The 25,049-nt window shown below is 35.1% G+C and carries 22 protein-coding genes and 1 tRNA gene; 6 read left to right on the forward strand and 17 right to left on the reverse strand.

Annotation, left to right across the window (positions count from 1 at the left end):
* Positions 1-36 precede the first annotated feature (36 nt).
* From BM246_RS13010 to BM246_RS13020, 3 genes are read left to right on the forward strand one after another with little or no spacing between them, the layout of a single operon-like run.
* Positions 37-1,320 carry a DEAD/DEAH box helicase gene (locus BM246_RS13010; protein WP_074938475.1) on the forward strand — a complete coding sequence of 428 codons (1,284 nt, stop codon included), beginning with the start codon at positions 37-39 and terminating at the stop codon, positions 1,318-1,320.
* Positions 1,321-1,323: 3 nt separating this feature from the next.
* Positions 1,324-1,548, forward strand: coding sequence for a DUF6500 family protein (locus BM246_RS13015; protein ID WP_042497875.1), 225 nt, complete (start codon positions 1,324-1,326; stop codon positions 1,546-1,548).
* Complete coding sequence (locus BM246_RS13020) at positions 1,529-1,756, forward strand: VF530 family protein (protein ID WP_042497878.1); 228 nt, start codon at positions 1,529-1,531, stop codon at positions 1,754-1,756. The genes BM246_RS13015 and BM246_RS13020 overlap by 20 nt, the downstream gene beginning before the upstream one ends.
* 22 nt (positions 1,757-1,778) lie before the next feature.
* Here BM246_RS13020 and BM246_RS13025 read toward each other — a convergent pair whose 3' ends face one another.
* Genes BM246_RS13025 through BM246_RS13065 form a run of 9 tightly spaced genes read right to left on the reverse strand, consistent with a single transcriptional unit; the run spans position 1,779 to position 11,554 of the window.
* Positions 1,779-2,528 carry a DUF5995 family protein gene (locus BM246_RS13025; RefSeq protein WP_042497881.1) on the reverse strand — a complete coding sequence of 250 codons (750 nt, stop codon included), beginning with the start codon at positions 2,526-2,528 and terminating at the stop codon, positions 1,779-1,781.
* 25 nt (positions 2,529-2,553) lie between these two features.
* Entirely contained in the window at positions 2,554-4,680 is a 2,127-nt protein-coding gene (scpA, locus tag BM246_RS13030; RefSeq protein WP_074938477.1) for a methylmalonyl-CoA mutase, read from the reverse strand.
* Positions 4,681-4,689: 9 nt separating this feature from the next.
* Positions 4,690-5,328, reverse strand: coding sequence for a hypothetical protein (locus tag BM246_RS13035; protein ID WP_139221892.1), 639 nt, complete (start codon positions 5,326-5,328; stop codon positions 4,690-4,692).
* Complete coding sequence (locus BM246_RS13040; protein WP_074938481.1) at positions 5,312-6,697, reverse strand: methylmalonyl-CoA mutase subunit beta; 1,386 nt, start codon at positions 6,695-6,697, stop codon at positions 5,312-5,314. Before BM246_RS13040 ends, BM246_RS13035 begins: the two co-directional genes overlap by 17 nt.
* Positions 6,690-7,022, reverse strand: coding sequence for an FtsB family cell division protein (locus BM246_RS13045; RefSeq protein ID WP_042497887.1), 333 nt, complete (start codon positions 7,020-7,022; stop codon positions 6,690-6,692). Before BM246_RS13045 ends, BM246_RS13040 begins: the two co-directional genes overlap by 8 nt.
* Entirely contained in the window at positions 7,023-7,628 is a 606-nt protein-coding gene (gene udk, locus BM246_RS13050) for a uridine kinase (protein WP_042497892.1), read from the reverse strand.
* Between the two features lie 51 nt (positions 7,629-7,679).
* Positions 7,680-8,096 carry a c-type cytochrome gene (locus tag BM246_RS13055; RefSeq protein ID WP_175489797.1) on the reverse strand — a complete coding sequence of 139 codons (417 nt, stop codon included), beginning with the start codon at positions 8,094-8,096 and terminating at the stop codon, positions 7,680-7,682.
* 10 nt (positions 8,097-8,106) lie between these two features.
* Positions 8,107-9,231, reverse strand: a complete 1,125-nt coding sequence (locus BM246_RS13060) for a PQQ-dependent sugar dehydrogenase (protein ID WP_074938484.1) — start codon at positions 9,229-9,231, stop codon at positions 8,107-8,109.
* Positions 9,232-9,256: 25 nt separating this feature from the next.
* The gene (locus BM246_RS13065) at positions 9,257-11,554 is read right to left on the reverse strand and encodes a TonB-dependent receptor domain-containing protein (RefSeq protein WP_139221893.1); all 2,298 of its coding nucleotides are present in this window, start codon (positions 11,552-11,554) and stop codon (positions 9,257-9,259) included.
* A gap of 163 nt (positions 11,555-11,717) precedes the next feature.
* Between BM246_RS13065 and BM246_RS13070 the strand changes: the two genes are divergently transcribed.
* The 3 genes from BM246_RS13070 (at position 11,718) to BM246_RS13080 (ending at position 16,375) form a co-directional block, all read left to right on the forward strand.
* A tRNA-Pro gene (locus BM246_RS13070) sits at positions 11,718-11,792 on the forward strand.
* A gap of 189 nt (positions 11,793-11,981) precedes the next feature.
* A complete protein-coding gene (locus tag BM246_RS13075) occupies positions 11,982-14,258 on the forward strand; it encodes a DUF7133 domain-containing protein (protein WP_074938485.1) in 2,277 nt (758 codons plus the stop codon).
* Between the two features lie 296 nt (positions 14,259-14,554).
* Positions 14,555-16,375, forward strand: coding sequence for a lectin-like domain-containing protein (locus BM246_RS13080; RefSeq protein WP_074938486.1), 1,821 nt, complete (start codon positions 14,555-14,557; stop codon positions 16,373-16,375).
* 160 nt (positions 16,376-16,535) lie between these two features.
* Here BM246_RS13080 and BM246_RS13085 read toward each other — a convergent pair whose 3' ends face one another.
* From BM246_RS13085 to BM246_RS13120, 8 genes are all read right to left on the reverse strand, one after another.
* Positions 16,536-18,908, reverse strand: a complete 2,373-nt coding sequence (locus BM246_RS13085) for a GumC family protein (RefSeq protein ID WP_074938487.1) — start codon at positions 18,906-18,908, stop codon at positions 16,536-16,538.
* Between the two features lie 7 nt (positions 18,909-18,915).
* The gene (locus BM246_RS13090) at positions 18,916-19,683 is read right to left on the reverse strand and encodes a polysaccharide biosynthesis/export family protein (protein WP_074938489.1); all 768 of its coding nucleotides are present in this window, start codon (positions 19,681-19,683) and stop codon (positions 18,916-18,918) included.
* A 14-nt stretch (positions 19,684-19,697) separates the two neighbouring features.
* Entirely contained in the window at positions 19,698-20,690 is a 993-nt protein-coding gene (locus tag BM246_RS13095) for an MraY family glycosyltransferase (RefSeq protein ID WP_074938492.1), read from the reverse strand.
* A 132-nt stretch (positions 20,691-20,822) separates the two neighbouring features.
* A complete protein-coding gene (locus BM246_RS13100) occupies positions 20,823-21,584 on the reverse strand; it encodes a glycosyltransferase family 2 protein (protein ID WP_074938495.1) in 762 nt (253 codons plus the stop codon).
* A 14-nt stretch (positions 21,585-21,598) separates the two neighbouring features.
* On the reverse strand, positions 21,599-22,534 hold the full coding sequence (locus tag BM246_RS13105; protein WP_074938497.1) for a UDP-glucuronic acid decarboxylase family protein: 936 nt from the start codon (positions 22,532-22,534) through the stop codon (positions 21,599-21,601).
* Positions 22,531-23,352 (reverse strand): glycosyltransferase family 2 protein, encoded by an 822-nt coding sequence (locus BM246_RS13110; RefSeq protein ID WP_074938500.1) that lies wholly within the window; start codon positions 23,350-23,352, stop codon positions 22,531-22,533. Before BM246_RS13110 ends, BM246_RS13105 begins: the two co-directional genes overlap by 4 nt.
* A 1-nt stretch (position 23,353) precedes the next feature.
* The gene (locus tag BM246_RS13115) at positions 23,354-23,902 is read right to left on the reverse strand and encodes an LbetaH domain-containing protein (protein ID WP_074938502.1); all 549 of its coding nucleotides are present in this window, start codon (positions 23,900-23,902) and stop codon (positions 23,354-23,356) included.
* The gene (locus BM246_RS13120; RefSeq protein ID WP_074938503.1) at positions 23,899-25,047 is read right to left on the reverse strand and encodes a glycosyltransferase; all 1,149 of its coding nucleotides are present in this window, start codon (positions 25,045-25,047) and stop codon (positions 23,899-23,901) included. Before BM246_RS13120 ends, BM246_RS13115 begins: the two co-directional genes overlap by 4 nt.
* Between the last annotated feature and the right edge of the window lie 2 nt (positions 25,048-25,049).

Raw genomic sequence — 25,049 nt, forward strand, 5'->3', positions numbered from 1 at the left:
CAACGGCTCGCAAAAAGAGCTTTCTAAACAATTTATATGTCATTTCAATCTTTAGGCTTATCCGAAGCCTTGCTAAAAGCAATTAGCAAAAAAGGATACACTACCCCAAGTCCAATTCAAGAAAAAGCGATTCCTCCAGTTTTGGAAGGTCACGATGTTTTAGCTTCGGCACAAACAGGAACAGGGAAAACAGCAGGTTTTACATTACCACTTTTACATGTTTTATCGGAAAATCCGAAAGAAAAGTATAGACCAATACGTGCCCTAATTTTAACGCCAACGCGTGAGTTAGCAGCGCAGGTTTATGCTAATGTTAGAGAATATAGTGAGTTTTTAAATTTACGTAGTGCCGTTATTTTTGGTGGTGTAAACCAGAAGCCACAAGTAGCAACACTTCGTCAGGGTATTGATGTTTTAGTAGCGACTCCGGGACGTTTATTAGATTTGCAAAATCAAGGATTACTATCACTTAAACGTGTGGAGATTTTTGTTTTAGATGAAGCAGACCGTATGCTAGATATGGGGTTTTTACGTGATATTGAGCGCGTTATTAAATCGATGCCAGAAAAACGCCAGAATTTAATGTTCTCGGCGACGTTTTCTAAAGATATTAAAAAGTTAGCTCATGGTATTTTAAATCATCCGGTTCAGGTTGAAGCCACTCCGGAGAATACAGCTGTAGAAGCGATTACTCAAAAAGTATATCGTGTGGCTAAAGGTTTAAAAACGCCTTTAATTATAAAATTAATTTCTGATGGAAATTGGAAGCAAGTTTTAGTTTTTGCGCGTACAAAACACGGTTCAAACAAACTTTGTGAGAAATTGGATAAAGCAGGAATTTCTGCGGCGGCCATTCATGGAAATAAAAGTCAAGGTGCACGTACAAAAGCATTGGCTGGTTTTAAAAGCGGACGCATTCGTGTGTTAGTGGCTACCGATATTGCTGCACGTGGATTGGATATTCCGTTATTACCACATGTTATCAATTTTGAAATCCCTAACATTCCAGAAGATTACGTACATAGAATTGGTAGAACGGGTAGAGCAGGAGCCAATGGTGTTGCCTTATCGCTTGTTAGTGCAGATGAAACTACGTTTTTAAGAGACATCGAAAAACTTATTGGTAATAAGCTTCCTGTGGAAGTATTGGAAGGTTTTGAGCCTGACCCAAATGCATCTACACAACCTATTAAACAAGGGCAAGGTCGTCAAAATAGAAATTCTAGACCATCATCTAATAAATCTGGAAACTCTAGTAAAAGTTCCAATAAAAGCAGTAATTCTAGGCGTCCAAAACGTAATACAGATAGACGTAAATAAAAGATGAAGCAGGTTTTAAAAGATAAAATTATTGAAGTTTGCGATAAAAAAATAGCAGCAAAAGGAGACTCCGTTGGAGTTTCCTTTTATGCGTTTTTTAAAAATAAGAATGATAACCCGGAGTTGTTAATGGAAGCCGCTACTTGGTGGATTGAAACCCATAAACTGGATCATTTTGAAAAAGCAGTTAAAATAAAAGCATTAGTAGATGGAATCGCAACCAAATAATCCGTTACATGGTATAAAGTTAGAACAAATTATAAACGATTTGGTAGAGCATTATGGTTGGGAGTATATGGGGTATAATATTAAAATAAAATGCTTTACCGATAATCCATCTGTGAAATCTAGTTTAAAATTTTTGCGCAGAATGCCATGGGCACGTACAAAAGTAGAAAACATGTATTTAAAGATGTTAAAGAATAAAGAACGCTAGTCGTTCTTTTTTTATGCTTTATTTATAGTAGTGTTTTAATTTTATCAGAAACATTTCCACGTTCGCCAATTCTCGCGGCCAAAAGTATCATTTTTACTGTGAATTTATGATTTGTAATGGTTTTTGAAAACTCAGTAATGTCTAAGTCGCGTTGCAGTATAGCCTGATCTTTGGAAAACACATTAGGTTGGTTTACTAAAGCATTGGCAAATGTCCAAGCGCCATCTCTAGCTACAGTCATGCTAAAGTTTATTAAAAAATCGTCCACCTTATTCGTGAATTTTAATATTTTTATTAGTGTCGGCCAAATTTGAGACAAATCGTCTAGAACCTCAGTAACTAGTGCACTTAAAATGGTGTTAATTTTATTGAAATCGGCCTGTAAATCACTGATTGTATTTGGATTTGTTATTTCTGCTGCAGCGATACCAAGGTCTAAATTAATATGTGCATTCATTCCTAAAAGTAAATGCTGCAATACTATTGGGCGCCATTGTGTTGCCGTTGTAAAGGCCGATAACCAAGATTTAGAAATAGGTTTGCCTTCTTTGTAATTGGCATAAGCGGTTAGATAGCGATTTGCGAAAATGACATCTAATTTCTCCATGCGTATATCATCATCGAAATAATTTGTACCTAATTTGTTTTTTACGGTAATCGTTACTTTTTGGTATAGAGCCGCAAAATAACCAAGTGTGCTTTCTTCTACAATAGAATCTTGAATGATGTATTCTAATTGTTCAATAACCTCATCAATAGTATTTGCAATCATGTTATTGAAGTTTTTAGGTTAAATTTTAATCAATTAAAATCTCCAAAATTCTTATTGCTGTTTCGCTAATTTTTGTTCCTGGGCCAAAAACAGCAATTGCACCAGCATCAAATAAAAATTGATAATCTTGTTTGGGTATTACACCCCCAACAATAACCATAATGTCGTCACGATTATAGTTTTTTAAAGCTTCAATAACTTGTGGTACTAAGGTTTTATGTCCGGCAGCTAAAGAAGATACACCTAAAATGTGTACATCGTTTTCAACGGCTTGTTTAGCAACTTCTGCGGGTGTTTGAAATAACGGACCAATATCAACATCAAAACCAATATCGGCATAACTAGTTGCTATAACTTTAGCACCACGATCATGACCATCTTGCCCCATTTTGGCAATCATAATTCTTGGGCGTCTTCCATCTTGCTCAGCAAAAATATCGGCTAATTCTTGAGCTTTCTTAAAGGATTTATCGTCTTTTATTGCTTTACTATACACACCAGAAAAAGATTTGGTTTGTGCTCTATAGCGTCCGAATTGAACTTCTAGGGCATCACTAATTTCACCTAAAGTTGCACGTTCTCTTGCAGCTTCAATAGCTAAAGCTAATAAATTATTTTCTCCTGTACGTGCCGCTTCAGATAAATTTTCTAAAGCTATTTTTACTTTTTCAGAATTTCTGCTCGACTTTATAGTATTTAAGCGTTCAATTTGAGAATTTCTAACCGATTCATTATCGACTTCTAGCGTAGAAATTGGAGCTTCTTCCTCTAAAACATATTGGTTTACACCAACAATAATATCTTGGTTAGAATCTATTTTAGCTTGTTTTCTAGCAGCAGCTTCTTCTATTCTAAGTTTAGGTATTCCCGCTTCAATGGCTTTTGTCATGCCGCCAAGCGCTTCAACTTCTTCAATTAAAGTCCATGCTTTTTCTGTGATATCGGCAGTTAATTTTTCAATAAAATAACTGCCAGCCCAAGGGTCTACCGTTTTTGTAATTTGTGTTTCTGCTTGTAAATAGATTTGCGTGTTTCTTGCAATACGTGCCGAGAAATCGGTTGGTAGCGCAATAGCTTCATCTAAAGCATTGGTGTGCAAACTTTGCGTACCTCCAAATACTGCAGCGGTAGCTTCAATAGTTGTTCTAGCGACATTGTTAAATGGATCTTGTTCGGTTAAACTCCAACCTGATGTTTGACAATGTGTCCGTAATGATAATGATTTTGGATTTTTAGGATTGAATTGCTTTACTAATTTGGCCCACAACATACGAGCGGCACGCATTTTAGCAATTTCCATAAAATGATTCATACCAATTCCCCAAAAAAAGGATAATCTCGGTGCAAACGTATCAATATCTAAGCCTGCATCTAGACCTTTTCTAATGTATTCTAAACCATCGGCTAAAGTGTAAGCCAGTTCAATATCGCAGGTAGCACCAGCTTCTTGCATGTGGTAGCCCGAAATGCTAATACTATTAAATTTAGGCATGTGTTTGCTCGAATATTCAAAAATATCCGATATAATCTGCATCGATGGTTTTGGAGGATAGATATAGGTGTTACGCACCATAAACTCCTTTAAAATATCGTTTTGGATTGTGCCTGCAAGCAAGTTTGGTGTTACGCCTTGTTCTTCTGCAGCCACAATATAAAAGGCCATAATGGGTAAAACAGCGCCATTCATGGTCATAGAAACCGAAATTTTATCGAGCGGAATTTGGTCGAAAAGTATTTTCATATCTTCCACCGAATCTATGGCAACACCTGCTTTTCCAACATCACCGACGACGCGTTCGTGATCAGAATCGTAACCACGATGTGTAGCTAAATCAAAAGCTACTGAAAGTCCTTTTTGCCCAGCTTTTAAATTACGTTTGTAAAATGCATTACTGTCTTCGGCTGTAGAAAAACCTGCATATTGCCTAATGGTCCAAGGTCTTTTAGCATACATGGTGCTGTATGGGCCACGTAAATACGGTGGAATTCCTGCAGCAAAATCGAGATGTTCTAAGTCTTCAAGATCTACTTTAGAATAAGTAGGTTTAAACGGAATACCTTCGGAAGTGATAAACGGTTCTTGTTTATCGACATCCAAATTAGCGCCTTCAGTTTTTGCCTTTAAAGTGATATGTTGAAGATTTTTTCTCAAGGTATATGCTTATTTTGTTGGTCTTTTATTAAAATCTACTTTTTGTTCAACAACAGTTTTTTCTTTTACATTCGATAAATCGATACCAAAAAGTTTAGCGTAATATAAGTCTAAAGCAATATAAGCTGCTAGATTTTTATCCGATGCTGCTGCTCTGTAATTTCTAGCTAATGGCGTTCCAAATAATTCTGGTTTCATGCTATTAGTGGCAACTAGAGCATCATAAGTTGTTTTTAGTTTTTTGTCTTTTAGGTTGCTCGAAATACATTCTAGTAAGTCGCCTTTATAGTTTAAATGACTATCTGGGTTGTTAGCATCCCAAAGATCGTTTACATGTTTTAAAGCTTCAAAAACTTTTACGGTATGTGGCGAAACTATGTCTTCGTATTTAATACGGTTAATACTTGCCGCTCTAAGAAACTGCCCATAGGCATTAGGTACATTCTCTTGTCCGTTTTGTGCATAAAATGCTGCAATATCGGCTTCAAAGCTAAATAAGGCTTCGTTTATTAAGGCTGTGTTTTGGTTATTGCACGTAATAACGCTGCCTTTTTCTGAAAATTTGTAATCGTTAAACGTGTTTTCTTTTTTACAGCTCACTACAGTTAAAGCTCCTAAAAATAAAATAAAGTTAATTGTCGATTTCATTTTGTTTTTCATTTTTTAATCTGGTTTGTTCTATTTGTTCTGCTATTCGTTTTTCTATAATGGGAACAATTAAAGTTTTTCTTTTGTTAATTTTTACAAAAGGATAAATCTCCAATTGTTCTGCCATTTTATCGTTTGGGTTACTGTGTTTATTTGTGCCTAATAAAATACGTTCACCACTATTAAATTGCTCTTGTTCTTTGGTTGCGTTTTCTTTTATTTTACGTTGAATGGTGCCTGACTTTAACTGATTTAAGAATCCGCCATTACGTTCAATATCTTTAAATAATTCTAATGCTTTTTCTGCTAATTGCTCGGTTAGCGATTCTATGTAATACGCACCATCGGCAGCATTATTTACTTTGTCAAAAGCGCTTTCATGCTTTAAAATAAGCAGTTGGTTTCTGGCAATACGTTCGCCAAACTCGTTGTCTTTATGGTAAATGGCGTCGTAAGGTAAATTACATACATTATTTGCGCCACCTAAAATCGCACTCATACACTCGGTGGTTGTGCGCAGCATATTGGTGTTGTAATCGTATAGTGTTTTATTGCGTTTTGTTGGAACTGCACTAATATAGCAATCGGTGTTAATTTGGTATTCTGAAGCTAACGTGCTCCAAAGTATTCTAAGCGCTTTCAGTTTTGCAATCTCGAAGAAGTAATTAGAACCTACCGAAACTGTGAACATCGTTTGAATAGATGCTGAAGACTCTGGGTTTAGTTTTAAATGATTGAGATATTCATTGGCATGGGCTAGGGTGTAGGCCAATTGCTGAACCATATTTGCGCCTGCATTTTGATACAGACTAGTATTGATGCTAATGGATTGAGAAGACTGAAAACTGGTTTCAAACTTCGAGAAATCATCGGTTAGGTTATTAAACCAATTCCCTGTTTTTGAAAGGTTCCCGATAATATCAACGGCAATACTAATGTTCTTTTTCCCCGGAAGGGTGTGTATACTTTTTATGAAACCTACTGATAAAAATTGTAATTCTAAATGAATAGAAATACTATCGGTATCAATGTTTTTAATTAAATGTTCTATTGAAATATTTTCTTCGGAAGGAATAATGAAATGAATATGTTCTGCTCCGCGTTTAATGGCATCTACAGCTTTTAAATTCGATTTTTCAGTATGGGCAACAAATATGGTTTGCCCAATTCTCCAAGGGGAAATATTAGAGGTTGAAGGTGTTTGCTTTTTTAAGTCGTCTGCGTTATAAAATGGTTTTACGGCAATATCTTCGTTTGAGTTCCAGATAAGGGTATCGTTAAAATCAGCTCCATTTAAATCGAACTGAATTTTTTGTTTCCACTGTTTAGTTGAAACCGAATCGAAACCATCAAACAAACCTTTAATCATCTTGTTTTACTTTTAAGCTATCTTCATATTCAATAATGTAAATGTCTTCATTTTCTCGTTTCATGAAGTATTCTTCTCGAGCAAATTTCTCTAAGCCATCTTCCGAACTTAACTTTTTAATGGCTTTATTATCGTTTTCAATTTCTCGTTGATAATATTCTTTTTCATTTTCTAGAGCTTCAATATCCGAGTTTAATTCGTGATGAATAACCCAAGAGTTCGCATCGAAAAAAATCATCCAAATCAGGAAACCAGTAAATATCAAGATAAACCAATTTTTGAAAGGTTTTAAATATTTACTTGTATTTTTATTGAATTTTGCCATTTAGAGTCTGTCGTTAATAATAGTACGCACAATATTTACTGCAACCGTATTGTATTTATTGTTTGGTATAATAATATCTGCATACTCTTTCATAGGCTCGATAAATTGATCGTGCATGGGTTTTAGCGTAGTTTGGTAACGCGTTAAAACCTCATTTATATCACGGCCACGCTCGCTAATGTCACGTTTTAAACGTCTAATTAAACGCTCGTCGGTATCGGCATGTACAAATATTTTAATATCAAACATATCACGAAGCTCCGGGTTTGTTAGTATTAATATACCTTCAACAATCATTACTTTTCTCGGGTGTGTTAAAATAGTATCGCCCGTTCTATTATGTTTTACAAAAGAATACACGGGTTGGTGTATGTTTTTTCCCTTTTTTAATGCTTTTAAATGTGTTGCTAATAAATCGAAATCGATAGATCTTGGATGATCGAAATTTATATTACCACGCTCGTTGTAAGATAAGTGTGAGTTGTCGTTATAATAAGAATCTTGCGAGATGATACCCACTTCACCCTCTGGCAATTCGTGTAGAATTTGATTAACAACCGTTGTTTTTCCGCAGCCTGTACCGCCTGCAATTCCTATAATTAGCATGTGTTTTTGTTTTTTTGCAAAGTTAATTAATTGTAAAGGTTTAAGTAATCTTTATTTTTTAATTTTTGCAACTTCGTCTTCCGTAATTATTTTGTCGTTTTTATTGCCCCAAGCATTGGTAATGTAATTCATAACATCGGCCACCTCATCATCACTTAAACCTAATGGCATCATGGTGCCGTTGTATATTTTATCGTTTACAACAATGCGTCCTGTGAGTCCAAATTTTATAGCTTTTATACTCGCAATACGTTCTGATTGTAAATAATCAGATTTTGCCAATGGCGGATACACTTTTTCTACACCTTTTCCGCTAGGTAAATGGCAAGACATGCAAAAATCGTTATAGATTTCACGACCACGAACAATACTTTCTTTTAGTGGGTCGGTTTGTGTATAATTCGGTTTAGTCGGAATTATGCTGTATAGCGAACAGCAAATTAAAAAGCAACATGCAATTAATTTCATAATTTAAATTTTATTTATTCGGAATAATTTTAACAATGCCAGTGCCTTCTGCGGCTAAATAAATATAACCATCTGGTCCTTGAATAACGTTACGTACACGGCCAATATCTTTAAACAATTCTTCGCGTTTTACAACTTTGTTGTTCTCGAGCACTAAACGCTCTAAATATTGAAATTTTAGAGAACCAACTAATATATTATTTTTCCAATCTGGATATTTATCTGAAGTTACAAAGGCCATACCACTTGGCGCGATAGAAGGCACCCAATAAAATAGAGGCTGTTCCATACCTTCTTTTTCTGTGATTTCTGTTAAAGCAGTACCACTATAATTTACACCATACGAGATTACGGGCCAACCGTAATTTTTGCCTTTTGTTATAATATTAATTTCATCGCCACCTTTTGGTCCATGTTCATTAACCCAAATGGCTCCAGTTTCCGGATGGATTGCCATGCCTTGTGGATTGCGATGTCCGTAGCTATAAATGGCTGTTTTAGCATTTGGTGTGTTTACAAACGGATTGTCTGTAGGTATACTACCGTCGTCGTTAAGTCGGTATATTTTACCGCAGTCGCGTGTAATATCTTGAGGGTTTTCGTCACGATTACCACGCTCACCAATAGAGAAATAAAGGTAACCATCGTTATCAAATTCAATTCTAGAACCAAAATGTTGTCCTTTTTTCGTGTTTGGTCCGGCTTTATATAACAGTTGTTTTTCAACAAAGGCGTTATTTTTTAATTTGCCACGCATAAGGGCGGTATTACCACCATCGCCTTCACCTTCCGCGGAAGCGTATGTTATATAAATCCAACCATTGTGTGCATAATCGGGATGAATTTCAATATCTAATAAACCACCTTGACCACGAAGATACACTTCTGGTAAGCCTGAAATATTTGTTTTTGTTCCGTTTTTAAAATGAATAAGTTCACCTGCTTTTTCTGTAATTAGCATGCTACTATCTGGTAGAAAAACCATGCCCCAAGGAATATTTAAATCGGGAACAACAACTTCTGTAGTGTAATTTAAAGCCACAGGCGGTTCGGCCTTTATTTTAGATTCGCTTTGTTGCGCACAAGCACTTAAGGAAAGCGCGAGTATGGTGTATAGTATGTGAAATTGTTTCATTTTTTCGTTTTTTTTATAAATTTAGTTAAAACTTATAACTTAAGTTAACTCCAGTGTAATAATTTAATGGTTGCCCTGGATAATAATATCTTGGCGCAGCACCACCAAAACCTGTGGCATTAATAAGTATTTGCGAGGCATAATGCGTATTAAAAACATTATCCAAGCCAAAATAGATATTCAAATTTAGGTTGTTATTTAGGTTGTGCTTAAAACCCAGTTTTATGTTCGTTAAACTGTAGCGATCGGAAAATAGTGTGTTGGCATCTGTTATTGGTATGCGCCCTACATATTGGTAATTTACGGTGGCATAAAGACCGAACGCAGTATCTAAATCTAAACCTGTGTTTAATAGGTTAGATGGCACACCAGTTAGTTTATTACCCGAAAAATTATTTCCATCATCTTCAAAATCTTTAAATTCAAAATGGTTTAAGGAGTACGTGATGTATTGGTGTAGCGATATTTTTTTAGATGTTAGCCATTGATATTTTATTACGGTTTCTAATCCATTGTGTAGCGTTCGGCCTGCATTAACACCAATAAATTGGTCGTTACCCGTTCGTCTAGCGACTAAAAGGTTTCGCACATCTAATCTGTATAAAGCGAGGTTAAATTGTAAGCGATTATTATAAAAAGCACTTCGTGTTCCTAGTTCGAAATTCCAACCTGTTTCTGGTTTTATATCCGTATTTATTAAACCATCGGGAAGCAAGGTTTCTTGAGTTGAAGGTGGAGAAAAACCATGGCTAATATTAGAGTATAAACTGATGTGTTTTGATAATTGGTGTGATATTCCAAATTTAGGAGACAGTATGGCTTTAAAACTATAGTCGCCAGATTGGTCGGGATTTTCATCTGAAATAAAACGGTCTGATAAAGTGTATGCGGTCTTGTTTAGGTTTAACCCAAAAGACAGCATTGTTTTTTCTGAAGCTTGATAGTTGCTTTCAAAAAAGAGATTGTAATAGGTTCTGTTTTCTTTGAAATCGGAAAATTTATCGCCTTCAACACTGCCGGATCCTTCGGGAGCTTCTTGATATAAATTTTCGTAGTTTTTGGATATGTAGCGGTCCTTAAAGAATTCGCCACCTAGTGTGTAATTAAATTTTTTCCATCGTCCTAAAAAACGACTTCTTAATCCGTAAGCCGATGTGTTTTCGGTAAGAATATCAAAAGGTCTTGGTTCGTAAGCTTTTTTTAATGATGTAAAAATACTGGTAGTTTGTTTTAGGTTGTCGTGATATTGGTGATTCCATGATGCTCCAAATATACCACGTTGTGCATCTTCATAACCTTGGGCTTGTGCCCATGTAAAGGCGGCAGATTTCGGATTGTTATTATACGCATCTTCATTTAAGGAACTCGGGATAAAAGCGTTCAAGTCCACATAACTGGCTATAATAGATAGGTCATCTTTGTTGCTTAAATAATGATTGGTGTTTATCGTGAATGTTTGCCTGTTGTATGCATTATTATCGCGGTAACCATCGCTTTCCGTGTTGCTGTAGATTAGTTTATAGCTGTTTTTATCCGTTCCATGATTTAAGTTTAAAACACTTTTTACTAAACCAAAAGAACCTATTGTGATATCTGTTTCCGCTGAAGTTTGATTGAGGTAAGCGTGCTCTGGCGTTAAATGTATGGTGCCACCCAACCCAGCGCCATAAATGCTAGAACCGGCACCTTTTATAATTTCAAATCGGGATAAAGCACTGAGTTCAAAATCTTCAATGGTAGTTTCTCCATTACCAGACGTTAACGGAATGTCTTGAAAATAAGCACGTATTTTAGATGTGCCATATAAATTTCGAGAACCAATACCGCGTATGGAAATCTTATTTGTGTTTAATGCGCCCGATTGCATAAAAACTCCTGGAACGCGATTCAGTACTTGAATAGGTGAGGTGGTATTACTGCGCTCTAAATCTTTAGATGAAATAATATCGATGGTGGTATTCGCTTTTTTTAGTTCTAAAGGCAATTGATAGGCGTTCACAATCACTTCGTTTAATCGATCAGGATTTAATTCCAGTTGAATTATAACGTTATTGGATTTTAAATTTTCTGACTGTGCCTGATATCCTGTTTTTGTAAATCGGTATACACCAGAATTTGGCACTTTAAAATATCCTAAATGATTAGAAGTTGAAACTATTTTGTTTTCATGATCTGTAATGGTGACGTTTTGAAGTGCTGTACCATTTTCTTTTTCAAGAATTCGCCCGGTGATGATTTGCTGCGCATTTCCAGAGGTATAGCTGAAAAATAAAATTACAATGATGGTTATTTTGTTGAAAATAAAAGATTTATAAGTTTTCATTGTAGGGTTTAGCTATATGCAGTTGATTTGGTTTAAGCATGAAAAACAGGTGTTGTTTGACTGCTTAGTAAACTAAAGTTAATTTTTTTTAAAATTACTAAAAAAAATAGTGTCTATATTATAGAAAAATGTATATTTGCACCCGGTTAGAGATAATCATATTCGGGGTGTAGCGTAGCCCGGTTATCGCGCCACGTTTGGGACGTGGAGGCCGCAGGTTCGAATCCTGCCACCCCGACTAAAAACCTTTTGAGAAATCAAGAGGTTTTTTTAGTTTATTCAAGTTTCTTTTGAATAATTGAAATTTCTGAAACCTTTATGATTTTACTAGTTTTCTACTTTTCAAAATTGTTGTAATTTTATGATTATAAAAACAACATAAAGGGCATAAAAATGTACTTTAAAACTCCCTGAAAACTAATAATTAATGGCATTTCAAACGCGTTCCTTTATAACTCAAATCGCTTCAAGTAAAACTTTAGTATTAAATCTCATTCTATTAATTTTTATTATTGGCTGTAAAAAAGTATCGTATGAGGAACCTGAAATCTCACTAGACTCCTATCAAATAGAAGATGGGTTTCATTTAGAAGTCGCTGTTTCAGAGCCTTTTATTGAAGCGCCAGTGGCTATGGATTATGATAATCAAGGGCGTATGTGGGTTGTTGAGATGAAGGGGTATATGCGAAATTTAAAAGGCATTGGTGATGAAATGCCCAATGGTGTAATTTCTATAATGGAAGATTTAGACCATGATGGGGTTGCCGATCATTCCAAAATATTTTTAGACAGTTTGGTATTACCACGCGCTATTTCTCATGTTTATGGCGGTTTATTGTATGCAGAACCACCAAATCTTTGGTTTGTGGATATTGAAGATGATAAGCCTCTTAATAGAGTTTTAGTCGATTCTGCTTACGCCTATGGAGGTAATGTAGAACATCAGCCAAATGGTTTAATGATGCATTTAGATAATTGGATTTATAATGCAAAATCTAAATACAGATACCAACGAAAAAACGGAAAATGGAAAAAAGAACAAACTGCTTTTAGGGGGCAGTGGGGTATCACAAAAGATAATTTTGGTAGGTTGTACTATAATACCAATTCGGTGCAATTAATGGGAGACTATGTGTTGCCAAATGTTACCGATAAAAATCCGTATTTTAAAGGTGGAGCAGCTTTAAACAAGAGGTTAACAGTAGATCAACGCGTGTATCCGTTGCATCCCACTTCAGTTAACCGAGGCTATGTAAATGGTGTTTTAGATAAGGATAGTTTATTGGTTAATGTCACATCCGCATGCGGTCCTTTAATTTACACAGGTAATAATTTTGGTGCTCAATATAGAGAAAATGCCTTTGTTTGTGCGCCCGAAGCCAATGTGGTAAAACGAAATATTTTAACTTTTGAAGATGAAATAGTAAGCGCTACACAAGCCATTGCTGAAACCGAATTTTTGGCCTCCACAGATGAAGGTTTTCGTCCGGTAAATTTGAATAATGGTCCTGATGGTAATATGTATATCGTGGATATGCATCGTGGTATTCTTCAGGATAAAGTGTTTTTAACCGCTTATTTAAAAAATCAATACGCCAAAAAAGCTTTAGATACCATTGTTGGTATGGGGCGTATATTACGTGTGGTAAAAAATGAAAACTCACCGAAGGATATTATTAATGTTGAAAAATTATCAACTTCAGAATTGGTAGGTTTACTAGGTAGTAAAAATGGTTGGTTACGCGATAGGGCGCAACAATTATTAGTTTTTAAAGGTGATAATAAGGCAGTTTCGCTTTTGGAACATGTAGCTTTAGATACACAAAATGCTATCGCTCAAATACATGCTTTGCATACTTTAAACGGTTTGGGGCAACTTGATTTTAAAACATTGGAAGTGCTTTTATCTTCGGAAAGTGAGACGGAAGTTCTAAATCATACATTAGTGTTGTTGGAAAATTATGCCAGTGAAAGTAATTTGGTTTCCGTACTGCCGCTAATAGCGGGGTTAGTTAAAAGGGATGATGCTGAATTAGATTTGTATATTTTAAGCACTTTAGGCGGTTGGGCACAAGTTTCAACGGGGCAGGTATTTCCAATTCTTTTTGAACTTTCAAATCGATATGCCGAAAATATTATCTATCAGCAGAGTCTTATTAGTAGTTTAAGAGGTGTAGAGGAAGCGTACAAAATATTTTTAGATGAAGAAAAAAGTATGGTTTCTGAAAACGTGTTAAGTGTTGTTTTAGATAAAACCATTTTAAACAAGCAAAGTAATAAGACGAAAAATACGGAGGTTAAGCCAGCGATGTCTAACACGTTTGGATATAAAATATTTAGAAACTTCTGTGCTACTTGCCATGGGTTTAATGGTGAAGGTGTTGATGGTTTAGCACCGCCATTAGAAAATTCAGAATATGTAAGAGGCTCAACTAAAAGGTTGGCATTGGTATTGTTGCATGGTTTGGCAGGACCTGTACATGTTAATGGAACATTGTATGAATTAAACGGAACAATGCCCGGACTTGCTAATAACCCTGCGTTTACCGATCGTGATATTAAAAATATTATTAGCTATTTACATAGTACCTTTTCCGAAGGATCAAAAGGAATAGACGTTGAGCAAATAAAAGCATTGCGAGATGTAAAACCAAAATCAGGTGGTGTTTATAGCGAAAAAGAATTGCTGGATTTAGGGTATTAAGTTTACTTAAATAACCTATGCGGAATAAAAGATGGCTTTTGCTATTTTGTTAATAGTGCCTTAGTTTTTAGTGAATTGATGCTAAGTGAACTCAGGCTATATCTCGTTTTTTTAATAAGGCTTTTTTAGTTGCGATATTTTGAGTTTTTAGGCTGTGTTTTTATCAATTTGTTATTAATTAAAATACAACAGCTTTTAATATTAAATTAACGATAATAATCACCGATTTTGTAAGAAAATAAGAGTGGTTCTATTGTAAAACTTGTATATTTCGCTTAGTTATTAAATCTTCAAGAATGGCTTTTTTAAGCAGCTCCATAAAAAAAGTTTTCCTGTTTGCCCTTGTTATGTGTTGTGGTCATTTTGCTATGGCGCAGTTAAAGGCGACTACTATTGAGAGTGCTTCAGATTTAGGTAATAATTGTTTTCAAATTACGCCAGATATAGATGGCCAAGTTGGAGGCGTTTGGTTTGATTATCCTATCGATTTTTCAAATGATTTTACCATTGCTTACCAAAATTACTTTGGAAACGATAATGATGGTGCTGATGGGATGGCGCTTGTTTTTAAATTGACACCTGATATTGTTATTGGAGGTTCGGGTGGAGGGTTAGGTTACGAGGGAATTCCATCTTCTTTAATTATTGAATTCGATACTCATAATAATCCAAGTAGAGAAGATCCTTCTTTCGATCATATAGCACTGATGTCAAATGGATCTTCATACCATACGCTTGCTACAAATTTATCAGGGCCTGTCAATCCGTTGGTTGATGGTGGCGTAAATATTGAGGATGACCTTCTGCATGACGTTAAGGTAGAGTGGATTGCTACAACCAAGACCTTAAATGTGTATTTCGATTGCCAACTTAGACTCTCCAAAACACAAGATTTTAAAAGTAGTATTTTTAATAATGATAATGCTGTATATTTTGGATTTGTAGGAGCAACAGGAGCAAAGCATAATCGCCAAGAAGTTTGCCTAAATCGAGTGTCATTTATAGAAGATTTTATTGCAAGTGATGAAACCATTTGTTTAGGAGAGTCTATTTTAAAAGATGTTAGTATTCACAATGGTATTACCTATTCTTGGGAGCCAAGCGCTAGTGTAAGTGATCCTAATAGTGCTAACCCAATGTTGTCACCTACAGTTGATACTAGATATACTGTTAGTATTACCGATTTGTGCGGAGAGACTTTTAAAGAATTTATTAATGTAACTATTGCAGGGAATAGTATAGTACCTCGTTTTAATCCAATACCCAATGTTTGTGAAGGCGAATCTCTTGTACTACCAAGTACTTCGCTCGAAGGAATTACAGGAGCATGGTCTCCAGAACCCGATAACACAAAAACTACAGAATATACATTTTATCCAGATCCCGGTCAATGTGCAGCGCCAACAACCGTAATAGTAAATGTATTAATCCCTACTTTTAATATTCCTGCAGGTATATGTGAAGGTGAACAGCTGTCTCCATTACCCACAACATCTATTGAAGGCATTGTAGGTTCATGGTTGCCCGAATTAAATAATAAAACGCCAACCGTTTATACTTTTACACCTGACGTTGGTCAGTGTGCGCATTCAGTATCTAGACGTATTGATATTTATTCAACTGAAGCTTTATCACTCAAAACTGTAATTTTACCTGATAGTTTTAGCGAAAGTCGAACTATTGAAATGCATGTTACTGGAGGTAGTGGGTTTTATGAATATCAATTGGATGAAGGTGTTTGGCAAAGTGAGGCTGTTTTCGAAAATGTTTCCCGTTGTAATCAACATGATGTTGGGGTTCGTGATGTTTATAGCTGTGCTGCTGAAGTTAGAGAGGTGGTAGATCTTATTTTTTATCCTAAATTCTTCACGCCTAATGGCGATGGCTATCATGAGTTTTGGAATATTAAATGTTTAGAAACGCATCCAGAAGCAGTGGTATTTATTTATAATCGCCATGGCGCGCTATTAAAACAAATAAAACCGAGTCAAAATGGATGGGATGGTACATACCGAGGTACGTCACTCCCTGATGGGAGTTATTGGTTTGTAGCGCATTATAAAGATGAAAATAATGAAAATAAAGAATTACGAGGTTATTTTGCTCTTAAGCGTTAGTAATTCATAAAGTGTTTAGCGAAGTTAAAAAGGGTTAAAAAGAATCAATCATATCATATTCAGTAGTTTATAAAAAGAAAAAACCGATGAAGTCTAGCTTCATCGGTTTTTTTATTAGAGTAATATCAGTGTTGGTTCTAAAACAGAGCCGTATACTTTTCTAGTTTCGGTTGGTTAACTTTTTCAACCAAGACTTGTTCTCTTCTTCATGTCCGTAGCCATAACCATAACCATAACCGTTACCATAGCCGTAACCTTTCTTCACATCAGTTCCGTTTATTACAACCGTCATATTTGGTATTCTTTTCTCGTGATATAGTTTTTTAGGAATTTCTAAAAGTCGGCTATCTAAATAATTCGCACGAACTAAATAGATAAATAAATCGGCTCTCGATGCAATCTGTAAGGTGTCAGTCACCATGTTTACCGGAGCGGTATCCACAATAACATAGTCATAATGTGCTTTACCATAATTAAGCACCTCATCAAATCGTCCATTTATTAATAATTCCGATGGGTTTGGTGGTACCATTCCAGATTGTATTACATCAAAATCACCGTTTTTAGCGGTTTCAATAATTTGGTTAATTTGTATGCTTTTATCTGCTAAAAACACCGTTAAGCCAGTAGATGCTTCCGTCATGTCTAGATATTCAGCCACCTTAGGTTTGCGCACATCCGCACCAATAAGCAGTACTTTTTTGTTAGACATGGCCAACACGGTTGCTAAATTAATAGCAACAAAAGTTTTCCCTTCACCAGGAACAGTTGAGGTAATATAAATGGCTTTAGATTGCTCTTTTAAATTACCAAGCATAAAGTTCATGTTGGTTCTTAACATTCTAAAAGCTTCAGCCACGTTACCGCGATCCGATTTGGTTAAAATTTTATTGCCATCTAAAGTCTTTGGGATATTCCCTATAATAGGTGTTTTTAGTAACGCTTCTAAATCTTCTTGATTATGTACTTTATTGTCTAATAAAAATAGGACGTAAATAAAAACAAAAGGAATAAGAAGGCCTAGCATTAGCGCAATAGCATAAATCATTTTTCGTTTTGGGCCAACCGGTATATCACTGCCGTCCGCTGCATCAATAAGTTTGGCATTCGGTACTGTTACTGCAAGAGAAATCGCATTTTCTTCTCGCTTTTCTAATAAAAACAAATAGAGGGTTTCTATAATTTGCTGCTGGCGCTGTATGTCTCTAAACTCGCGTTCTTTTCTTGGTGCTGAGGTTATTTTGCTGTCAATAGAGCGTTCTTGAGATTTGGCTTGTCCTAAAGAAATAGTTAGGCTACGTTTTAAATTAGATAATCCCTGAGCAATACTGCCGCTTAACTGCGATAGTTGCGCATCTAAATTTAAAAGCACGGGGTTGTTTTTACCAGAGCTCTGTGCTATTCTATTACGTTCTAAAAGTATGGTGTTGTACTGGGTGCTACTAGAAGTTACATCACTAGAATTAATACCTAAATTTTCTGGTATTAAGTTTTTCGATCCCGATTGCATGTGGGCAATTACATAGTCCACGAGTTTCAATTGGGTGCTTAGGTCTATAATTTCTTTTTCAACAACCGAGTTTGTTTCTAGCACAATACCGGTTTCCAATGAGATATCGGTTAGTTTATTAGTCGTTTTAAAATGCTCTGCTGTTTTATCAACCTTTTTAAGATCGTCTTCAATAAGTTCTAGCCTTTCGTTTATAAAGGCATCGGTATTATTACCAATTAAACTTTTGTACTCTATGGCGTCTTTATTATACTCACGTATGAGTTCATTTAAAATACGTTCTGCTTTTAACTTTACAGGGCTTTTTAATTTCAATTCTAAAATGCTCGCTTTTTTATATAATAAACTTACGTTAATACTATTTCTATAACTTTTAGCAACCGATTTTAAAGGTGCAGTTTTAACAATATAAACAGCATTATAATCTTGTGATGTTATGTTTACAGGGGTAATAATAATGTCGCCATAAGCGGTTTTTACATTTTTGCCATAAGCATAAGATGTTCCTTTTTCTTTTTTCGAGTGTGATAATTCAAAGTTTGTGTCAGATATAATTTTTATTATGAATGATGTATTGCGTTCAAAAAAACTGGAGTCTTTTACAAAAAAAGTTGTTTTAAAAGGAAGTTCATCTTTGTAGATTTCGGTGTCTCTAACACTTCCCTCTTTAAAGTAAGAAATATTTAGGTCTAGTTTTTTAACAACACGGGTCATTAAACTTCTAGACTTTAAAATTCCCATTTCATTTTCTATATTCTTTTTACTGTTTCCAATACCTAATTCTTCAAAAGCTGCTAATTCATTATTTAGACCTCCATTAGCTTCATCGTCAATTAAAATTGTTGCCGAAACCTCATAAGAGTTTGGTGTGTAACGTAAATATAAATAGGCTCCCATCATGGCAAGAAATAAGCCTAATGCAAACCATTTCCAATGAAATACATATTTTTCAATTTGCTGACGAATATTAATACTTTCGTCTTCAGTAAGCATATAATCTTGAAATTTCTCTTTGTTAGACATATTTATGTTATTTTAAGATTAAAGCTAAAACAGTTATAAGTAAAGAGGCTGAAGAAATAATAACGCCCGTGTTCGGCCCAACTGCAGATGAGTTTACTCTAGTCTTATTTGGTGAGATATAAATAATATCGTTTTGTTTTAAGTTATAGTATGGGGAATTAAATATTTCTTTCTTGGTTAAATCCAAGGAGGTAAATGTTTTTTCTCCATTTTCAATTCTTACTAATAATACGTTATCTCGTTGTCCGTAAATAGTAAGATCTCCTGCTAAACCTATAGCTTCTATAACAGAAATACGCTCATTAAGCACCTGGTAAGATCCTGGTTTGGCTACCTCACCTAAAACCGATACTCTAAAGTTATCAAAGCGAATGTTTATTGTAGGGTTCGTTATATATTCTACCAAGTCAACTTCTAATTTTTTAGTCAGTTGTTTAGTTGTGAGTCCTGCAACTTTAAGTTTTCCTAACACCGGGAAATTAATAACTCCATCATCATCAACTAAATGAGGAATTGGTTTTGCACTAGCCGCAGCACCCTGTAGCATTGGTGTTTCATAAAGGTTAAATGGCAAAGCGGCTTCGGCATTAATGGTGGATACGTTTATCGTTAAAAGATCTCCGCTTTGTATTTTGGCTCCAAATGCAGATGTAGAATCTTTTAAAACACCATCTTCCACATTCTGAAAATATTGTATGTCTTTTGATGAGGCACAACTGTTAAAAAGTAGTAAAGTGATAACAGTTATGATTAACCCTTGATTGAGTTTTTTCATGATTGAGAGGTTCATTAGTTATTTATTTTTTTTAAAGAAAGCAATTTCAGTTTATGGAAAATCCCTAAAAGTAAAATGAAAATTATCGGCAAGATAAACATCATTTGAAAAGAGTTAAAAATTGAAGCGAAAAAAATAAGAATAATCGCTAAGGTGTAATTTAATAGGCCTAATAGTATGGCTATTTTGTAATGTTCTAACCCTAAGTCGGATAATATGTGATGAATGTGGTTTCTGTCGGCTGTAAACGGGCTTTGTTTTTTTAGCAGACGCACCCCAATAACACGCATCATATCAAACAGTGGTACCGCTAAAATGGCGGCAACAATTAACAATTTGTTTTGTGGGGCAAAGGTAAAGCGTTTAAACAAGCTAGTGTCTATGGTTAAAAACTTTAAAGCTAATATGGCTATACAAAACCCAATCACTAAAGACCCCGTGTCGCCCATGAATATTTTTTTCTCATGGGAAAAATTATAGCGCATAAAGGCTAATAAAACACAAATAAGACTCACGCATATTAAAAAGTAATAGTTTAAACCCATAGTTAAAAAGATAAGTCCAAACATAGAGAAAATGGAAATACCTAGAGTAGAAGCCAAGCCATCGACACCATCAATAAGGTTGTAAGCATTAATAATGGTAAGTGCGATAATAACATGTAGGACGTCTAAAACTACCGTAGGCACTTCATGAATCCCCATAAAGCCAGCTAATGAAGTGGTATGAAAATCGGAATGTAGAAACACAATACAGATGGCGAATATCTCGACAATTACACGGGCTCTGGGAGTTGATACCGCTAAATCATCTTTTAAGCCCACAATAAATATAATGGTGATAGCTGCTGCTAAATTCAGCCCAATATACTCTGTATCTACCGGTTTAAACAAAAACAAGTTGAGTACCAAGGTTACAAAAAAGGCGAGCCCACCCATGGTTGGGGTTGCTCTGGTGTGCGAACTACGTTCACCTGGGACTTCGTTTAAATTATGGAAATTCACCATAAAAATAATTTTGGGAATAATATAGCTTACCAGACCAAATGAAAATATGGCGCTTATAATACTCAAAAATATTAAGCTTGAGAGGGGATCTTGCATGTGTTTATGTTTTGGTTAGCAGGTTTGGAAAATGAATTAACCCTTTTTATAAAACTGGTTCAGTTTCGATACGTTTTTTTGGATAATGGTACCAAAGGAGCCAATGTTGTTAGAGGTAATGGCTTTATAATCTTCCTTAGATTTTATAATGATATTTTTTAAACTACGGTTACTAGCGCCACCAGCTCTCATTTTTGTAATCACTTCAGGTAAATAAGCAAAACGTAAAGTGTCGTCTTTAAAAACGCGTAAAATAAAATCGTAGTCCGCAGCAATTTTATAGGTTAAATTAAAGCCGACGTGTTTGTTATAGACCTCACGGGTTAAAAACAAGGTTGGGTGTGCTGGCATCCAACCTTTCTTCAATAGTTTTTTATCAAAGGCACAGCTTTCCCAATGGCGAATCACTTTGGTTGGGTCAATTTTGTTCACGTATTGTAAATCACCATACACACCGTCAGTTTTTTCAGTTTTAAAGATGTTTACAAGGTGTTCAATTGTCGTGGTTTGTGCTAACATATCATCGGAATGTACAAAACCAATAACATCACCTGTAGCACGTTTAACACCTTTGTTTAAGGCATCGTAAATCCCTTTATCTGGTTCCGATAGTATACTGACTTCGATATTCGGGAATTCTGCCTGTAATTGTTTTACAACATCCAAAGTGCCATCGCTAGAGTTACCATCGATAATCACATATTCTATAGAAGCATACGTCTGTTCCATTACAGAACGCATGCAACTCGCTATCGTAGCTTCACTATTATAAGTGGCGGTTATTATTGATACTTTCATAGTTTATAAACTATTTACAGTTTGGTTTTAAAATAGTCGATGGTTTTTATTAAGCCTGTTTCTAGTTGAATATTAGGTTGCCATCCATTTAGTTTATCTTTAGCTAAGCTAATATCTGGTTGGCGTTGCTTTGGATCATCTTTAGGCAACGGCATAAATATTAATTTAGAGCTAGAACCTGTTAATTTTATCACAGTTTCTGCTAACTCTAACATAGTGAACTCATTAGGGTTTCCAAGATTTACTGGGCCTAGAAATTCTGGTTCCGAGTTCATCATTCTAATCATACCTTCCACCAAATCATCTACATACTGAAATGAGCGTGTTTGTAAACCATCACCAAAAATGGTGATGTCTTCGCCTCGTAAAGCCTGCATAATAAAGTTAGAAACTACACGGCCATCACTAGGGTTCATATTAGGACCGTAAGTATTAAAAATTCTAATAATTTTTATAGCGACTTCATTTTGTATATGATAATCCATAAATAAAGTTTCTGCGCAACGTTTTCCTTCGTCGTAACAAGACCTTATTCCAATCGGGTTAACATTTCCCCAGTAATCTTCTTTTTGTGGGTGTACTTTTGGGTCACCATAAACTTCACTTGTACTTGCTTGTAGTATTTTAGCATTAACACGTTTGGCTAAACCTAACATGTTTACAGCGCCAAGTACCGATGTTTTTATTGTTTTTATTGGGTTGTATTGGTAATGTACAGGCGAAGCTGGACATGCTAAATTATAGATTTCATCAACCTCTGCAAAGTAAGGGTGCGTAATATCATGACGAACTAATTCAAAGTATGGGTTATCTAATAGATGTACCACGTTTTGTTTAGATCCTGTAAAATAATTATCTAAGCATATAATATCGTTTCCTTCGTTTAGTAAACGTTCACATAAATGAGACCCTACGAAACCAGCACCTCCGGTAATTAAAATTTTTTTCATTTTGTATGTTTTAATTCTGCAATTTTAGTTTGTATTTGAAAAAAGTAATTCGCTTTATATTTTGCCAAGCGATAGCCCGCAAGTCCATCAAGAAACCCGAGTTTTAACACGAAAGAACCCATAAAATATATCATAGGTAATAAGCCGCTATTAATAAATTGATACTTAATTTTTTGTCTTTTCGTTAAATCATTAAATCCTGTTTTTAATAAAAACAAGTAACGCTTAGCTTCCCAAGTAGAGTAGGCGTTATGGCGTGCTATATAATGCTCTAAACCTTTGTAGTCTTTGTGTATAATTGGGCTTCCAATTTTACCAATTTCACCATCAATAATGGGGTGTTCGTGCACTTCCATATCTAAATGGCTCCATGAATCTTCCTGAATTTGCTCATATTCTCCCGAATCTTTTTTGAACAAAGCCAGTTTTTTCATTTTATCGCCATGCTTCAACTCCTTACCCATAAAGTAGTTGTTGTAGTTCAGCCAAAACCCTTTAAAGTTCGAGTCTTTAGTTTTTTCGCCTATTTCTTTGATAAACGCATCGGTTAAAAATTCATCGGCGTCCAAAAATAAAATCCAATCATTTTCTAGGTCAACATTCCTTAAAGTCCAATTTCGCTTTTTAGGGAATTTTCCATCCCAATTAAAATCTACAATCTTAAAACCAAATTGCTTCACTATAGCTGGCGTTTTGTCTGTACTTTGAGAGTCAATAACAATAACTTCTGAAAACGAACTTAATTTCTCCAAACAATGGGGTAAATTCAGTTCTTCATTTTTTACGGATACAACAACGGTAATCGGTAATTTACTCATATTAGTCAATGTTTCTTTTTTTTATAAATTTAGCTGGGTTTCCACCAACAATAGTCCACGGTTCTACGTCTTTAAATACAGATGCTGTTGCTCCTACAACGGCTCCTTCACCTATAGTTACTCCCATACCAATAAAAACAGCAGCGCCAATCCATGCTTGGTCTTTTACAGTAATTGGTGCGGTAATTAAAGGGTAATCTTTTTTGTTAATATCGTGAGATGCAGCACATAAATATGTTTTTTGTGATACGGTAGCATGTGCGCCTATGGTAATTTTATCAACATTATAGCAATCTACTTCTGGAGCTAAACACGAGTATTCATGCATTTCTAAGTTCCAAGGCATATATATTCTAACAGATGAATATACTACAGCTTTGGCGTGTACTTTTGCACCAAAAAGTCTTAATAAAAATAATTTCCACCCGTTACCTAAGCGTCTTGGTAGAGGGCGAGCAAAAAGCAACCAAACTACAGACCATAATAATCGAGCGATTTGATTTTTACGACTAAAGTTGTTTTTGTATTCTGATAGATCTACTTTATTCATACAACATCTACATATTTAGGTTTATCACCATCATTTAAAATCCAATTATAGAGTTCTAGCATTTGCTTAGCTACCGCATTCATGCTAAATTGATCTTCAACTAGTTTTCTTCCATTTATTCCTAATTCCAATAAGGCTTCGGGAGATTTTACTAACATCTGGTTTAAAGATTCAACAAGAGGTTTAACACCAATATCAATCCAATTTCCACAGTTGTAAGTTTCTAAGGCTTCCCAAGGCGCACCTTTTGTGGTTATTACAGGTGTATAGCAGGCTAAAGCTTCAGCAACTACAATACCAAAATTTTCACTAAACGTTGGCAGTACAAATAAACTAGCGGCTCTAAATACTTTAAGTTTTTCTTCCCCAAATACTGGTGCTTTAATTTGTATTTGGTTTTCTAGATTAGATTTTTTTATAAGCGTTTTTAGTTCTTCAATATAAGCAGTGTCTCCATTTCCGTAAATATCAATGACCCAATTTTGCTTTACTTCAGGGTTTAATTGTTTCCAAGCTTCAATTAAATTTTCAATGCCCTTTTTTTTATGAATTCGTGATAAAAATAAAATGCGTTTAGGAGTTTTAGATTTATTCGGAATGGTATCTGAAAAAGCTTTTAAATCAATGCCATTAGGTATCATAGCTACAGGATTTGTAAATCCTAAATCACGAATGCTTTTTACTTCCATTGGTGCAGTAGCGTGTATGCAAGCGGCATGATCTAAATCCTTTTTTTGAAACAAACTTAAAGCTAGTTTCTTTTTTAGCGGACTTTGCGTTAAAGACCAAGGTTCTAGCATGCCTCTAGGTGTGATAATGTATGGTATATGTCGTTCTCTTGCCATTTTAGCCATTTGGTGCACTGGCATTTGCCACAATCCATGACCGTGTAATAAATGAGCTTCCGATTTTTTTAGACTGTTTTTTAGGCTTTTAGAAAGGCCTAGTTTTTCGAAGTCATGAAAATAAACGTTTCCATTAGGAGTGTTAAAGCTGTTTAAAATTGGTTCAGGACTTTTTAGGGTCTCTAAATCAATTTTTATATTACTTTCCAGAGATAACATTTCCGAAATTAAATGGGTTACGCTTCGCGCTGGTCCTCCGGTTGAAATATCTATGGAAGTTATAACATGATTAATTTTCAAAG

Origin of the sequence: Algibacter lectus, assembly GCF_900112395.1 — a bacterium.
GTDB lineage: Bacteria > Bacteroidota > Bacteroidia > Flavobacteriales > Flavobacteriaceae > Algibacter > Algibacter lectus.

What these genes read in the sequence shown, in the direction of transcription:
- BM246_RS13010 (WP_074938475.1), top strand. Translation starts at nt 37, where the DNA reads ATGTCATTTCAATCTTTAGGCTTATCCGAAGCCTTGCTAAAAGCAATT.
- BM246_RS13015 (WP_042497875.1), top strand. Translation starts at nt 1,324, where the DNA reads ATGAAGCAGGTTTTAAAAGATAAAATTATTGAAGTTTGCGATAAAAAA.
- BM246_RS13020 (WP_042497878.1), top strand. Translation starts at nt 1,529, where the DNA reads ATGGAATCGCAACCAAATAATCCGTTACATGGTATAAAGTTAGAACAA.
- BM246_RS13025 (WP_042497881.1), bottom strand. Translation starts at nt 2,528, where the DNA reads ATGATTGCAAATACTATTGATGAGGTTATTGAACAATTAGAATACATC.
- BM246_RS13035 (WP_139221892.1), bottom strand. Translation starts at nt 5,328, where the DNA reads ATGAAATCGACAATTAACTTTATTTTATTTTTAGGAGCTTTAACTGTA.
- BM246_RS13040 (WP_074938481.1), bottom strand. Translation starts at nt 6,697, where the DNA reads ATGATTAAAGGTTTGTTTGATGGTTTCGATTCGGTTTCAACTAAACAG.
- BM246_RS13045 (WP_042497887.1), bottom strand. Translation starts at nt 7,022, where the DNA reads ATGGCAAAATTCAATAAAAATACAAGTAAATATTTAAAACCTTTCAAA.
- udk (WP_042497892.1), bottom strand. Translation starts at nt 7,628, where the DNA reads ATGCTAATTATAGGAATTGCAGGCGGTACAGGCTGCGGAAAAACAACG.
- BM246_RS13055 (WP_175489797.1), bottom strand. Translation starts at nt 8,096, where the DNA reads ATGAAATTAATTGCATGTTGCTTTTTAATTTGCTGTTCGCTATACAGC.
- BM246_RS13060 (WP_074938484.1), bottom strand. Translation starts at nt 9,231, where the DNA reads ATGAAACAATTTCACATACTATACACCATACTCGCGCTTTCCTTAAGT.
- BM246_RS13065 (WP_139221893.1), bottom strand. Translation starts at nt 11,554, where the DNA reads ATGAAAACTTATAAATCTTTTATTTTCAACAAAATAACCATCATTGTA.
- BM246_RS13075 (WP_074938485.1), top strand. Translation starts at nt 11,982, where the DNA reads ATGGCATTTCAAACGCGTTCCTTTATAACTCAAATCGCTTCAAGTAAA.
- BM246_RS13080 (WP_074938486.1), top strand. Translation starts at nt 14,555, where the DNA reads ATGGCTTTTTTAAGCAGCTCCATAAAAAAAGTTTTCCTGTTTGCCCTT.
- BM246_RS13085 (WP_074938487.1), bottom strand. Translation starts at nt 18,908, where the DNA reads ATGTCTAACAAAGAGAAATTTCAAGATTATATGCTTACTGAAGACGAA.
- BM246_RS13090 (WP_074938489.1), bottom strand. Translation starts at nt 19,683, where the DNA reads ATGAAAAAACTCAATCAAGGGTTAATCATAACTGTTATCACTTTACTA.
- BM246_RS13095 (WP_074938492.1), bottom strand. Translation starts at nt 20,690, where the DNA reads ATGGTGAATTTCCATAATTTAAACGAAGTCCCAGGTGAACGTAGTTCG.
- BM246_RS13100 (WP_074938495.1), bottom strand. Translation starts at nt 21,584, where the DNA reads ATGAAAGTATCAATAATAACCGCCACTTATAATAGTGAAGCTACGATA.
- BM246_RS13105 (WP_074938497.1), bottom strand. Translation starts at nt 22,534, where the DNA reads ATGAAAAAAATTTTAATTACCGGAGGTGCTGGTTTCGTAGGGTCTCAT.
- BM246_RS13110 (WP_074938500.1), bottom strand. Translation starts at nt 23,352, where the DNA reads ATGAGTAAATTACCGATTACCGTTGTTGTATCCGTAAAAAATGAAGAA.
- BM246_RS13115 (WP_074938502.1), bottom strand. Translation starts at nt 23,902, where the DNA reads ATGAATAAAGTAGATCTATCAGAATACAAAAACAACTTTAGTCGTAAA.